The sequence below is a fragment of the Hansschlegelia plantiphila genome, assembly GCF_027922265.1.
GTDB classification, from domain to species: Bacteria; Pseudomonadota; Alphaproteobacteria; order Rhizobiales; family Methylopilaceae; genus Methylopila; species Methylopila plantiphila.
Genome location: NZ_BSFI01000008.1, coordinates 656,687 through 670,507, shown reverse-complemented (window position 1 = coordinate 670,507; position 13,821 = coordinate 656,687). Strand labels below are relative to the sequence as shown.

The following is a 13,821-nucleotide window of genomic DNA, read 5'->3' as shown; positions in this document are numbered from 1 at the left end:
TCGCGGCAATGAGCGTCCAGATCCGGATCGAGCGGGTCGGGAAGACCTATTTCGGGGCGAAGGGCGATCACGTCGCGCTCAACGCCGTGTCCCTCGACGTCGAGCGCGGCGAGTTCTTCACGCTGCTCGGGCCGTCGGGCTGCGGGAAGACCACGCTGCTGCGCATCCTCGCGGGCTTCGAGACTGCGACGAGCGGCCGGGTGCTGGTCGACGGCGTCGACGTCTCCGCGCTTCCGCCCGAGGCGCGCTCGATCAACACAGTGTTCCAGCATTACGCCCTGTTTCCGCACATGACGATCGCGGAGAACGTGGCGTTCGGGCTGAAGCGTCTCCGCCGGCCTGCGGCCGACGTCGCTTCACGGACGAGAGAGATGCTGGAGCTCGTGCAGATGACGGCGCTGGCCGAGCGTCGGCCGACCCAGCTCTCCGGCGGTCAGCAGCAGCGGGTGGCGCTCGCCCGGGCGCTTGCCCCACGACCGGACGTCATCCTGCTCGACGAGCCGCTGTCGGCGCTCGATCTCAAGCTTCGGCAGGCGATGCGCTTCGAGTTGAAGCGGCTGCAGAGGGAGACCGGCGTCACCTTCATCTTCGTCACCCACGACCAGGACGAGGCGCTCTCGATGAGCGACCGCATCGCGGTGCTGGCCCATGGAGACGTGCAGCAACTCGGGACGCCGGAGGACATCTACTCCCGTCCCGCCAACCGTTTCGTCGCGCAGTTCATCGGCGACGCGAACCTCCTCAAGGGGGAGGTGATTGGAGTCGACGCGGCCGGTCAGGCGCGCTGCCGGATCAACGAGGAGCTGATCGTCCTCGCAAGCTGCGACGACGCGCTCGTCGTCGGCCAGGAGGCGCTGGTCTCGGCGCGGCCGGAGCAGATCAGGCTTCTGGCCCCGAGTGACGAAGGCGCGGCGGGCGAGGTTCGCAACGTGGCGTTCATGGGGGACTCCTCCCTCGTCGAGCTCGCCGTCGGCGAAGGCGTGATCCGCGTGCAGACATCCGGCGAGACGCTGCGGGAGCTCGGGCTCGCGCCCGGGTCGGCGGTGCGGTTCCAGATTCCGCCGCTCGCGGCCCGGATCGTCGCCGGCCAATGAGCTCAGCCCGCGCCAGGACCAACCGGGTGCTCGGCCTCGCGCCGGTCTGGCTGCTGATCGGCGGGCTGCTGCTCGCGCCGCTCCTGCTCGTGGTCGCGATCGCGTTCACCGAGCAGGGCGCCTATGGCGGCGTCGACTGGACCTTCAGCGGCGCGGCCTTCGTAAGCCTGCTCTACAATGTCGACTTCGACGGCACGGCGAGCGTCGAGTGGTCCTATGTCCAGATCTTCCTGACGTCGGCCGCGCTCGCCGGGGCGACCACGGCGATCTGCCTCCTGGTCGGCTTTCCCGTCGCATACTTCATCTCGCGACAGCCTCCCTCGCGCCGCAGCGTGCTGATGCTGCTCGTCGCGATCCCGTTCTGGACGGATCTGCTGGTCCGCATCTACGCCTGGATGATCATCCTGGGAAACGACGGGCTGATCGCGAGCGCCCTCAGCGCGCTCGGCGCGGGCTGGCTCTACCGGAACATCCTGTTCACCCCGAAGGCGATCCTGCTCGGGATGACCTACAACTACCTTCCGCTGATGATCCTGCCGCTGTGCTCCAGCCTCGAAAAGCTCGACGGCCGCCTGATCGAGGCGGCGGCCGACCTCTACGCCTCGCGCTGGAGCCGGATGAAGGACGTGATCATCCCGCTCACGGCGCCCGGCATCGCGGCGGGCTGCATGCTGGTCTTCATTCCGGCGGTCGGCGACTTCGTCACGCCGACGATCATCGGCGGCGGCAAGACCCTGCTGTTCGGCAACCTCGTCGCGCTCCAGTTCGGCTCCGCGCACAACTGGCCGTTCGGCGCGGCCATCGCCGTCGTCATGCTGCTGCTGATCGGATGCGCCGGAACGCTTCCGCTTCTCATCCGCCGTCGCCTCGGGCGGGTCGCCTGATGGCCGCCTCGGAGGTCAAGCGCTCCGGCGGCGCCCCGGCGCATGACAGCGCCCCCCGGCGTCCGGTCCGCGCGCTCCTCGCGCCCGACCGGTATCGCGGCTTCGGCGTCTGGTTCGGGTTCGTGGTCGTGTTTCTCTACGCGCCGATCGTCACGCTCGTCGTCTACTCCTTCAACGACGGGGACATGATCGGCATGTGGCGCGGCGTCTCGCTTCGCTGGTACCAGGCGACGCTGGCCGACGGATCGGTCCGCAAGGCGCTCGCCAATACGCTGATCGTCGCCCTGTTCGCCACTCTGATCGCCGTGAGCGTCGCCACCGCCGCCGCGGTCGCCATCGTGCGCGGGGCCGGGCGCTTCGAGCGGCTGTCGGAAAGGCTGATCGCGCTGCCGCTCGCCATACCCGAGATCGTGCTCGCGATCGCGACGCTGATGCTGTTCGCGCTGATCGACCTCGGATCGAGCATCACCACGCTGGTGCTGGCGCATGCGGTGTTCTGCACGCCGTTCGCGTTCATGCCGATCCGCACCGCGCTCGCCCAGATCAGCGTCTCCATGGAGGAGGCCGCGCGCGACCTCTACTGCACGCCGGCCGAGTGCTTCCGCCTCGTGACGCTGCCGCTGCTCGCGCCGGGCATCGTCGCAGGCGCGATGCTGTCGCTGGTCATGTCGATCGACGACTTCATCACCTCCTACATCCTCTCGGGCCCGGGGAACACGACGGTTCCCGTCTACATCTTCTCGATGATCCGCCAGGGCGTGACGCCGCAGATCAACGCGCTCTCGAGCCTGCTGTTCGGCCTCTCGCTGCTGCTCGTCGCCGGCTTCTGGTTCTCCTCGCGCCGGTCGTGAGGGCGGCCGGCCTCGGTCGCGGACGCCCCGGACGTCCGCCTTGGAGGCTCCAGCCGCACAAAGCACGAGCGGCGGGACCACGTCGACGCCTCAAGCCCTGAGGCTCGTCGGCGAAGAAGGCGACCATCACATCGATCAGCGCACGCAGCCGACGGCTCGGCGGGCGGCCCGGCGCGTGCACGACCCAGATCTCCTCCGGATCGCCGCACCTCTCCCCAAGCCCGAGAAGCCGTCTCCACGTTAAACTAGAATTTGGAATGGCGGAGAGGGTGGGACTCTCCAACATTCACGCGCGGATGCATTGAACTCCTTGCAAGCTAGGAGAAACAGTGACTTATGCTCATTCCGATGTAACAGATCATGTTACACTGAGTGGGCTTTGGGCATGACTGGAAAAGTTCGTCATCTCGCTATTCGACAGGGTCGATATTGGGCTCGCGTCGTAGTTCCCGCAGACGTCGTGGCAGCGATTGGCTCAACGGAGCTTCGCGAGCCCCTCGGCGGCGAATATGCGGTCGCACTCAGAAAGCTGCCAGCAGCTGTTGCACAGTTCCATCAGCGGATCGATCACGCGCGAGCGGCCGTCAAGGCGAACGCCGCGCTGACGATTAGCCCAAACCGTCCCTTGACCGACCGCCAGATCGCCATGGTGCATTTCGCGGAGGAGGAGGAGCTCGACAGCGCGGCACGCCTTACGAGCGATCGCGAGGCCGTCGGCGACTTCAGCCTCTTCCGGCCTGCCTATGTCGATTTGCTTAAGCGCATAGTGTCTGGCCGAGCAACAAATGAAGAGATGGGGGCGGGCATCGGATGGGCCGTAGATAAGTTTGTTTCTCGGGGCAACGCCGCCGTCGCGCGAGGCACACTCGAATGGCGGCACCTGTGCATGTCACTGGCGAGCATCCACCTCGAAACTATCCAGTGTGGCGAAAGACGGGACGAAGGAGAAGACCCTGGCGATCCGAAGCATCCGCTGCTTCGTCCGGCGCCGCAGTTGGTGGTCAACGATCCACGCTCTGCCCGAGCGGCAGGCATGCGCCCTGAGCACCAGAAGACTTTTCTCGAGATTGTCGCGCTGGCGATCGAAGAGAAGCGACCCCGCCCCGCCACAGCCAACGAGTTTCGAGTGGCCGGCCGCATGCTCGCGGAGCACCTTGGCGAACCCACTCCGATCTACCGGATCACCAAGAGCGACATCATTTCCTACAAGCGCGCGCTGCAAGAAACGCCGAGCAACTACGTGCAGCGCTTTCCGGGCTCGACGATCTCGGAAGCGATCAAGGCCAACAAGGCTCGAGCCGCACCTTTTCCGACCCTCGAGGCCAGCACAATCAACAACAAGTGGCTTGCGCACATCCGCTCGATATTCGCGTGGGCCGCTAAGAACGAGATAATCCCCGACAACCCGGCGTCGAACGTGCATGTTGATCGCTCGGAGGACGGTAAGGGGCCCCCTCGCATCCCCTTCTCAACAAGCGACCTCGCGAAGATCTTTTCCACGCCTCTGTTCGCCGCGAGCACGGACTTCGGCGAGCGCCCGTGGGCGATCCTCATCGGTCTATACACCGGGATGAGGGCAGCCGAGATTGCGCAGTTGACGATCGATGCCGTTCGTCGTGAGCGCGGCGTCCTCGTGTTCGAGGTAGGAGGCGAACTGAAGAACGAGGCATCGCGTCGCCTAGTGCCCGTTCACTCGACGTTGATCCGGCTTGGTCTCGAACAGCGGATTGAGCGCCTCAAGAAGTCTGGCAAGACCCACATCCTCCCCGACTGGCACGACCGCGGTAAGGCGCAAGGCGACGAAGCGCAGTCGTTCAGTCAACATCTGCCGCGATGGTTCAACCGAACGTTCCTCCCGAGCTGCGGTATCACCGACAAACGCAAGGTTTTTCACTCGCTGCGCCACAGCTTGAAGACCGCACTATCAAGCGCTGGCGTTGATCGAGGCTTGAGCGACCGGATCACCGGTCACGAAGACTCGTCCGCCGGCGGTCGCTACATTCATCAGGCGAGCGTGGAGGCGATGCGCGACGCGCTGGAAAAAGTAGACTTCGGCGATGTGATCAAACTCACGCGGTAAGCTCCATGCGATAGTCTCGCGCTTGGCTAGCGGACTGCGACGCGAGCTGCACATCCCAGGGCTCCCGCTGAACACAGTCAGAGGCTTGGAATTTGTCAGGTTCTCCGAGTATGCCGCGCGTCCCGCCACGAGTTGCAAGACCCGCCGGCGGCAGGGCTACTGAAGCCGGCATGGCGTTCCAGGCCGGCGTCGGCGCTTGGGCAGCGGCACTATGGCTGTCCGACCTGCCGCTCGGCTCACGCTTCGGTCTCGCAGACACACCTCGCGTCACCGAGATCCAGCTAGAAACCGGCGAGCACCTTGACGACATCAGGGTCAGGCGCGACGACGGCGGCGTGATCGTCGTCCAGTGTAAGACGCGCCCAGGGCTCGAGCGCGCCGAAGATTCCGATCTCGCGCAGACAATCGAGCAGCTGGTCTCTTTCGAGCGCGCAGCCCAGACCGACGGGATCGGCCTCGATCGTTCAGCGGCAGTGATGGCCGTCGCCCGCGGGGCGCCTGCATCGCTCGATCATCTCGAACGCGCCTGTCGGTTCTTCGATCTCGGCGCAAGCTGGGCCGACGCCGCGACCCTCAATCAACAGGAGCGAGCCGCGCTCGAAATTTTCCAGCAGCACGCAACGAGGTCCTGGCGGCGCGCGACTGGCGGTGCGCCGTCCGACGCTGACCTCGCGCGCCTCGCCCGACTGTTTCGCATCGCACGCTTCGACGTCGCGCTGGACGGCCACCAGAGGCGCGACGCCGCCGTTGCGCTTGGGACGCACGTGATCGGCCAAGCGGATGCGGGACGGCACGCGCTCGGCGTGCTGATCGGCGTCATCCGGGGAATGATCGAGTCCGGGGCGCCGGCTAAGCGCGACGGCCTCATGCGCGCTTTGCGCCGCGAAGGCGTCGTCGACCGGCGTAACCCGATCTACGACGTCGATCTCGAGTGTCTGACAAACTGGACCAATGACGAGCTGCGCCGGCTTCGGCGACACACGCTACTGCCGATCGACGACGGCGTCCCAATCGCACGACAGTGCGTGACAGCGCTTGGGGCAGCGCTCTGCCACGCCAGTGGTCTGGTGACCGGCGAGCCTGGCGCAGGCAAGACCGGCGCCCTCGTTGCCCTGGCCGCAGCGCGAGCCGCGGCCGGAGCGCCAGTCGTCTTCCTATCGGTGGACCGGTTCAGAACAGCGGCGACCGTCGAACAGCGTCTGCGTCTCGATCATCCCGTGCTCGACGTTCTCGCAGGATGGCCGGGCTCAGAACGCGGACTTCTAGTCATCGACGCGCTCGACGCCGGCCGGGGTGATGCATCCGAACCGATGTTCCTCGACCTCATCGACGATGTCGAAACAAAGCTTGTCGATCGATGGTCAGTAGTCGCTTCGGTGCGAAGCTTCGACCTCCGCAACGGTCGTTCGCTGCGCAGGCTCATGGCCGGGACGCCGCTCAGCGCGACGTTCTGCGCGCCCGCATTCGTCGATGTGCGCCATTTCGACATACCGCGCCTTAGTGCCGGCGAGCTCGAAGCGACCGTCGATGCTCATCCGCAGCTCGCCAGGCTGATCGCACACGCGCCGGCGCGCCTGCTGGAGCTAATACGCAACCCGTTCAACCTTTCTCTCGCCGCCGAACTGATCGCGGGCGGGGTCGCCGCCGACAGCATCCGCAACCTTACTACCCAGTCGGACCTTATCACGCGCTACGAGGACGAGCGGCTGACGACCCACGGTCTTCGTCGGGCGACAGCCGCCGCGGTTTCGGTCATGGTCGAACAGCGAACGATGTCGGTGCGCGCGATCGCTGTCGGTCACGACGATCTTGACGGCGTTCTGGAAGCGGGGGTGCTGACGAGCGATGGCGACCGGATCCAGTTCGCCCATCACGTCCTGTTCGATCATGCGGCTGGCCGCTTCTACCTAGACCCCAACCGTCTAGCGGATCAAATCTCCGATCCCTCGATCGGGTTGTTTCTCGGTCCGTCGTTTAGGTTCGCGCTAGAAACCCTATGGCGGGACGACGCGGCCGGACGGCATCGGGTGTGGCGGCTGCTCGCGTTGATCACCGGTCAGAACGACGTCGACCCGGTGGTGGTCAGCATCGCGCTTCGCACTATTGCCGAACAGGTAGCGTCGCCGGCTGACGTCGACGGCCTCCGAACGCTTCTGACCGAACATCTTGACGACGAGCCGCTCGGCCGCGCGCTGTCCATGCTGGCGCGCTTTCTGCGCATGCATTTGACCGAAGCCGGAGCGCCGACCGCTGCGGTCGCCACGGCGTGGGCTCAGCTGGCCGAGATGGCAGGCGCGGCCGGACGCCGGTTCGCTGACGCAGCTCGCGCCGTCCTGTATGCGTTGTCGGAGCATGCATGGATCGACGATCGCGCGTTCCAGGACATGTTCGGTCGCGCCAGCCGCGCCTTACTGTCGCTGGCCTGGGAGCTCGACCTGCCTACGCCCTTGCTGGCGGTCAACGCCATCCGATTTGTCTGCAAGTCCTACCCAAGCGACCCAGCCGCCTCGCGCGCATTGCTTGAGCGCATCCTCGGCGACCGCTTCGAACGTCACGCGCCGGACGAAGCGGGCTGGCTGGCAGAAGGCGCGCCAACGATCGCGGCCATCGATCCGGATTTCGCAATCCGCATTTATGAGACTCTGTTCGGCCGCCCGGCACCAAGCGACGAAAAGCGCTGGTTCGGAGGCGCGCCGAGCCGCATCCTGGCGATGACCTCGACGGCCAGGCAGGACTACGAGTCGGCGCGCTATCGCCTGCGGGAGGTATTCTCGAAGTTTCTAGAGATTGACCCGCAGGCGGCGACACGGGCGCTCGTCGCAGCCACGATCGGAATCGCGGCCGAGCGGCGGTCAATGGCCGTCGCTTCTCACGAGATCGCCTTCCGGGACGGCGTCGCACATGTCTTTGACGACATGCTGACGCTGGGCGGATGGCACCATATCGGGCGAGGCCACCTTTCGCAGGACCAGCTCTTTACCTCCTTCGCGACCTTCCTACGCGCCTGTCCCGGCGAGGTGTTTCGATCAATCGTTGAGACCTGCCTCGGCGCTTCGGGCTGCACCTCGGTCTGGGCTCGTTTGCTTGGCGTCGCGAGGGAGCGGCCGGGCGTCGCCGACGACTTGCTTTGGCCGCTTTCAAGCAAACTCTCGTTCTTGGGCATGCGGGGCTTACGCCTCGACGCCGAAGCCTATGTCGCTGCGGTCTATGCGAGCCAGTCGCCGGAAGCGCGGGCAGACTTCGAGCAGACCCTGCTGGCCGGCGCCGATGCGACCGAAGACGACGGCACCTGGGGCTTGCGACAGGCTGTCGTCGAGCGGGTCCTGTCAATCATTGGCGAAGATCTTCTCGCGTCGGACAAAGCGCGCATTAAAAAGCGCGGGCTGGAAGCGGAGCAGCGCGCTTCTGGCGATCCGCCGATGACTTCCGTAGGCGGCAACGACGCGCCCGCTGAAACTATTGTCGAGCTCCCGCTTGCCGATCGCGGCGTTCATACGCAGGACGCGCCAGACCATGATATCCAGATTGCCATCAAATCCGTCGAGACGGCGCTCCGCGCCTGGCAGAATGACGAGCGCGATCTGCCGGCGCTCTGGCGAGTAACCCAGGCGGCCATCGGCGTCCTCGATCGCGTCGAGCCGCTTGATCCAATCCCGGACAGCCTGCACGCCGCGTGGGGAGCGGTCAGCAACGCCGTAGCGCTCGTCGCTGAGGACGAGAATTGGACTCCCGGAGCAGAAGGTGTCCCTGACCTCGACGAGCTTCTCGCCATCCTCGATCGGCTGTCAAAAAGCCCGCATCCGGAAGCTGCGAAGCCGAACGCGCCGGGAATGCTGGGCTATGGGAGCTGGGCAGCACGGGTGTATGCGGCGGCCGGGATGGTCGACCTCGCCCGACGCTTCGGCGGCCAGCGGCCCGATATCGTCGAGCGGCTATGGCCGGTTCTGAGTGATCCCACGCCGGTCGTCCGGCTTGAGGCCGTGAAGGCTCTCGACGTGCTCTGGAACGCCGCGCGCCCTGAAATGTGGGACATGATGGAGCAAGTCGCGCATACGGAGCCGGACTTCACGGTGCTCGGCTTCTGCATCGATGGGCCGATATGGCGCCTGTTCGACGCCGAGCCTGAGCGTTGCGACGCGTTGACGTCGGCAATTCTCGAACGACTCGACCGCCAGGCCATCGAAGGCCGCGACGAGTTCAGCGAGCCGTTCGGGTTACTCGCCGCCCGGCTTTGGATCGACGCCGGTCGGCCCGCCGCGAAGACGTGGCTTGACGGCTGGATCGAAGATCCTGTGGTCGATGGGAGTTTTCTCTGGTCGGCAATATCATCACTGCGACACCGGCTTTTTCGGGGCTATCGCGAGGCTGATGCTGAAGCTGCCACCGCGCAGGATCGCGCGCGTGATCTGCTGCATCGGATTGTTTGCGCGGCCGCGGCCGTCATGCGAGACGCCGTCCCCGTGCTCTCTCGAGCGGGGGCGACGCAGACCGAGAGGGACGCCGCCTCAAAGCGATACCAGGCGGCCGAAGGGCTCATCGATCACGCCTGCAACCAGCTGTTTTTTGGATCCGGCGCTTATACTGAGGCGGGAAACGACGAGCCATTGGGACTGGCGTCACCTGAGGCGAAGCGGGCGTTCCTTGAGGATTACGCTGAGACCATGCGTGCGATCGGCGAATCCGGGACGCCGCGAACGCTTTATAACCTGTTTCAGCTCTACGAGTTCACAGCCAGCGCCGCCCCGGCGCCTGTGTTCGACCGTGTCGCGGGGCTTCTGCTCGGACCAGCCGCGCGCGAAGGTTATCATCACGAAAGCCTTGCGTCCGATGCGGTCGTCCGCCTCGTTCGCTGGTATCTCGCCGACCATCGCGACATCTTTGCATCGCCGGAGCGGCGCCATCTCATTGTTCAGGTTCTAAACCTTTTTTCCGCCGGCGGCTCGCCGGATGCGCTAGATCTGATGTTCCAGCTCCCTGATCTCCTTCGTTAATCAGATTATTAGTATTCGCCATAGAAATGGATCACACGGCGTTTTTACTTCATTATCTATCAATAACTTTCAAAATTCATCGCCATCATCATCTATCATAGTATCGTAATCATGATGAATTGGGGCGTTAAATTCGGCACTGTTTACACGTCGTATTTCGAAACTTTGGTCTCGCACGCTCAATCTTGGCAAGGGCTTGGGAGGCCAACGGCCAGGAAGTGACGAGACGATATCGTCGAATGGGCCAATGAATGGATCAGGTTTCGCTGGCTTAGCCTCAATTGGCTCGACCAAACATGCGTCACCAAGCAACACAATGTTCCTGCCCTCTGGATGCTGCGCTGAGCTGTATATTATAGCTTCAATGCGTCGCTCTTGGCCGCCTAAGTGAAACTCATGATGATTTAGCAAGTATTCAGCTACAGCCTGGGTTGGAATGTAGTCTAAATGCTCATCATTTGCTGATATTGGCTGCGCGATCTCGTGCATAAACCTCTGCATAAACCGCCACTGCGCAGTTCGCTTCACATGATCCTTAGAGAAGACATTTGGTTCATTGAATGGCTCAGCAAAGCGCGTTGTATCTAATACCCATAGAGGCTCTATGATGTCGAACCGAGCACCAACTACAAAACTTCCGACGGTAGGTCTCAATTCCGCGATGCACGTCTCCAACTCAAACGCGCCGTAGAATGCTGTTATGCCTGAGGGGTTCATGCGACCAGCCCGACGTTTCCGCGACGGAGGAGCGCCGAGGTGGCGGGGAACGTTTGATCTGATGGTTTGACGCTCGTTGTGGTCATCTTCGGCGCGCACCCGCATTACGCTGGATAGCGGATCGCCAGGCCGTATCTCAAAGACGGGGCTTTGCGCCTTCATGCCTCGCTGCAAGTGTATGCCGTCAAATATCTCCGAGAGGAGTTCTCTCGCTCGGTCATTGAAAAACCTTTGCCCGTGCACGATACTGGCACGAAACTCATCCCAAAGCCGACTGTGCCCTGCAAAAGCACTTTGGCTTTTAACGTAACCTAATTGATCACTATAGAATGGCTCATCGCCGTCCGGTGGCCAATAAGGGTCGTCATCAACAAGTTGCTTGGCTAGCACGGAGACAACTTGATGGTCGCTAGCGCCTGTCAATTCATACAATATCGATTCAAGATCTTCGCCCTCGTATTCGCCGTCATAGTTTCTGTATTGACCAATTTCATAATTATTGCGAAATACATCATCAATAATATTTGCCACATCTTCGACGGGAATGCCCTTCATAGTCGGATGAAAATCACATTTTTCATCTGGAAAATCAGGGCGAATTTCTATGAGACGTCTCTCAAGACCTGCATCGTCGAAGCACTTGGGGCACATTAGTGGCAAAACCTGCTCCTTATGGCGCTTTATCCTGATCGAACGATCACCCACGCTTGGGTTATGACCAATCATATACTTGGCGGGTGGGAAGGGGTTGAGCGTGACCTGGGGCGGGGGGGCGATTTGGATTGGCACCCCAGGCGGTCACTAAAGGTAGCAGTCATGCCGATGTCCGCAAGCGCGTTGCGTTGGAAGCGGGATCCTGATCGACGGTGCTGATGCGGACATAGCCGATGACGCGAGACATATGCAACGACCCTTTTGGTGATCGTAAGTTGCTGATCTGCAGCTGCCCCGAAATGGTTGCAAAAAGTAATCCTTTTGACCCTGAGAACAGCAGGGCCCTAAGCGTAGCCGGGTCGAAGTCCTAGGAGAAGTCCATGCGCTCGGAGGGGTCCGAGTATGTGTTCCATGTCACGCCGGGCCATCCTTGGATCGAAATATCGATCAGGCGGTTATGGGTAAGTTGGTGGCAAGTGTGTGCCGAGTAGCACTCCAGTCGCATTGAAAACCCCCTATTTTCGATCAGTCGATATTCTTATCGGCTGCGAAAGCTTAGATGATCTAAAGATGAAATAGTTTTCGTCTTTCTGGATAGGTCGCCAAACCGTCACAGGCGCATTCTTCGCTCTGCATATGGCGCGCATCCTTGGGTTCCGTGCAGACGAGCGGCTCGGATCATGAGCGTCAGGGCGAGCAGGGCGTTGCCCGCCGCGGCGACCGCCAGCGCGACCAGCACGATCCGGGGCTCGAGGGCGGTCAGCGCGAGGCCTGCGACGAAGGGGGCCGCCGCCTGCACGATCAAATTGGGCGCTGCGAGCCGCCCCATCACCACCGGGTAGCGCCGCGCCGAACAGCGAGAGCGGGACCGTGCCGCGGGCGATCGACCACACGCCGTTCCCAGCCGCGTAGAGCACGACAGCGACCGCCGCCGGCACCGTCCCGAGCGCGAGAAGAACGACGCCGCCAGCGACCAGCCAGCCCGCGCAGGCCAGCGTCGCGGTGGGGTGGAGTCGGTCGCCGAGCAGCATTTCGACCACTCGGGCGCCGACCTGCGACGGGCCGATCAACGCGCCGATCGCGACGGCTGCGGTCAGCGCCATGCCTTGGCCTTGCAGGATGGTGAGCAGGTGGACCGAGATCGTCGTCTGGACGGCTCCGTTGGCCATCAGGATCGCGGCCAGCAGCAGGAACGACCCGCGCTCGCCGGGGGACGTTCGGTCGTTGTTCGTAGGGCCGGACGCCGCCGGGGCCTTCCGCGCCTCCCGCGGCAGCAGGACAAGCAGCGCCGGGGCCATCACGAACACCTGCACGGCGGCGTAGGCGAAGCAGGCCCCGCGCCAGCCGATGTGTTCGACGGCGAGAGCGCTCAGGGGCCAGCAGACCGTGCTGGCGAACCCACCGAACAGGGTGAGGTTGGTGATGGCGCGTCGCGCCGACGCCCCGAAGATCCGGCCGAGCGTCGAGAACGCTGCGTCATAGAGCCCGGCGCCCATGCCGAGTCCGAGGACTACCCAGCCGAGGAGATAGGTCGCGAGCCCGGTTGAGGAGCCGACCGCGGCGAGCCCGGCACCCATCAGGAGCGACCCCAAGGCCATCGTCGGTCGCCCGCCGAAGCGATCAATCATCCGACCGACGAAGGGCGACACGATCCCGGAGCAGAGCAGCCCGACTGACCCGCCGCCGACCACCCACGCGATCGGCCATCCCGTATCGATGGACATCGGGGTCGCGAGCACGGCGAGCAGGTAGAAGCTTGAGCCCCACGACAGGATCTGCGCGACCCCGAGCAACGGGACCGCGATCCTGCCGCCCGGCGGCGTCGAGGCCCCGCTCACGTCCTACACGGCCTGCTTGAGGTTCATCCGCGCCTCGAGCGCCGCGGCGCTCTCTTTGCGTTCGCTGTAGCGGTCGGTGAGGTGGTTTGACACGTCCCGCGTCAGCCAGGTGAACTTCACCAGCTCCTCCATCACGTCGACCACCCGGTCGTAGTAGGCCGACGGCTTCATTCGGCCGTCCTCGCCGAACTCCTGAAACGCTGTGGCGACGGACGACTGGTTCGGGATTGTCAGCATCCGCATCCAGCGCCCGAGCACGCGCATCTGGTTCACGGCGTTAAACGACTGCGAGCCACCTGAGACCTGCATGACCGCCAGCGTGCGGCCCTGCGTCGGGCGCACCGAGCCGACCGCGAGCGGTATCCAATCGATCATGGACTTAATTACGCCCGTCATGGCGCCGTGCCGCTCGGGGCTCGTCCAGACCTGTGCCTCGGACCAGAGCGACAGATCGCGCAACTCCTGCACCTTCGGGTGGTCGACCGGGCCGTCGTCCGGCAGCGGAAGGCCTGCGGGGTCGTAGACGCGCGTTTCGCAGCCAAGTTGCTTCAGCAAGCGCTCCGCCTCGAGGGTCAGCAGGCGGCTGTAGGAGACCGGTCTCAACGACCCGTAGAGCAGCAGAACGCGCGGTGGGTGCATGGAGCGAGGCGCGTGGAGCCGCGACAGGTCGGTCGGCCTGAACGAGCCCTCGTCGAGGTTCGGCAAAGCGTCG

At 63.8% G+C, this 13,821-nt stretch carries 8 protein-coding genes; 5 read left to right on the top strand and 3 right to left on the bottom strand.

What is annotated here, in order from left to right:
* Window positions 1–8 precede the first annotated feature (8 nt).
* From PKE75_RS12925 to PKE75_RS12905, 5 genes are all read left to right on the top strand, one after another.
* Entirely contained in the window at window positions 9–1,094 is a 1,086-nt protein-coding gene (locus tag PKE75_RS12925; protein ID WP_271169134.1) for an ABC transporter ATP-binding protein, read from the top strand.
* Window positions 1,091–1,978, top strand: coding sequence for an ABC transporter permease (locus PKE75_RS12920; protein WP_271169133.1), 888 nt, complete (start codon window positions 1,091–1,093; stop codon window positions 1,976–1,978). The genes PKE75_RS12925 and PKE75_RS12920 overlap by 4 nt, the downstream gene beginning before the upstream one ends.
* Window positions 1,978–2,829, top strand: coding sequence for an ABC transporter permease (locus PKE75_RS12915; RefSeq protein WP_271169132.1), 852 nt, complete (start codon window positions 1,978–1,980; stop codon window positions 2,827–2,829). The genes PKE75_RS12920 and PKE75_RS12915 overlap by 1 nt, the downstream gene beginning before the upstream one ends.
* Window positions 2,830–3,214: 385 nt before the next feature.
* Window positions 3,215–4,909 carry a site-specific integrase gene (locus tag PKE75_RS12910; protein WP_346432721.1) on the top strand — a complete coding sequence of 565 codons (1,695 nt, stop codon included), beginning with the start codon at window positions 3,215–3,217 and terminating at the stop codon, window positions 4,907–4,909.
* A 170-nt stretch (window positions 4,910–5,079) separates the two neighbouring features.
* Window positions 5,080–9,900 carry an ATP-binding protein gene (locus tag PKE75_RS12905; protein WP_271169130.1) on the top strand — a complete coding sequence of 1,607 codons (4,821 nt, stop codon included), beginning with the start codon at window positions 5,080–5,082 and terminating at the stop codon, window positions 9,898–9,900.
* Window positions 9,901–9,969: 69 nt separating this feature from the next.
* On the opposite strand, the gene PKE75_RS12900 is transcribed toward PKE75_RS12905, so the two are convergent.
* The 3 genes from PKE75_RS12900 to arsH all read right to left on the bottom strand — a co-directional run bounded on the left by PKE75_RS12900 (window position 9,970) and on the right by arsH (window position 13,814).
* Window positions 9,970–11,322 carry an RES family NAD+ phosphorylase gene (locus PKE75_RS12900; RefSeq protein WP_271169129.1) on the bottom strand — a complete coding sequence of 451 codons (1,353 nt, stop codon included), beginning with the start codon at window positions 11,320–11,322 and terminating at the stop codon, window positions 9,970–9,972.
* 464 nt (window positions 11,323–11,786) lie between these two features.
* Window positions 11,787–13,109, bottom strand: a complete 1,323-nt coding sequence (locus PKE75_RS12895) for an MFS transporter (RefSeq protein WP_271169128.1) — start codon at window positions 13,107–13,109, stop codon at window positions 11,787–11,789.
* 3 nt (window positions 13,110–13,112) lie between these two features.
* Window positions 13,113–13,814 (bottom strand): arsenical resistance protein ArsH, encoded by a 702-nt coding sequence (gene arsH, locus PKE75_RS12890; protein ID WP_271169192.1) that lies wholly within the window; start codon window positions 13,812–13,814, stop codon window positions 13,113–13,115.
* Between the last annotated feature and the right edge of the window lie 7 nt (window positions 13,815–13,821).

What these genes read in the sequence shown, in the direction of transcription:
- PKE75_RS12925 (WP_271169134.1), top strand. Translation starts at nt 9, where the DNA reads ATGAGCGTCCAGATCCGGATCGAGCGGGTCGGGAAGACCTATTTCGGG.
- PKE75_RS12920 (WP_271169133.1), top strand. Translation starts at nt 1,091, where the DNA reads ATGAGCTCAGCCCGCGCCAGGACCAACCGGGTGCTCGGCCTCGCGCCG.
- PKE75_RS12915 (WP_271169132.1), top strand. Translation starts at nt 1,978, where the DNA reads ATGGCCGCCTCGGAGGTCAAGCGCTCCGGCGGCGCCCCGGCGCATGAC.
- PKE75_RS12910 (WP_346432721.1), top strand. Translation starts at nt 3,215, where the DNA reads ATGACTGGAAAAGTTCGTCATCTCGCTATTCGACAGGGTCGATATTGG.
- PKE75_RS12905 (WP_271169130.1), top strand. Translation starts at nt 5,080, where the DNA reads ATGGCGTTCCAGGCCGGCGTCGGCGCTTGGGCAGCGGCACTATGGCTG.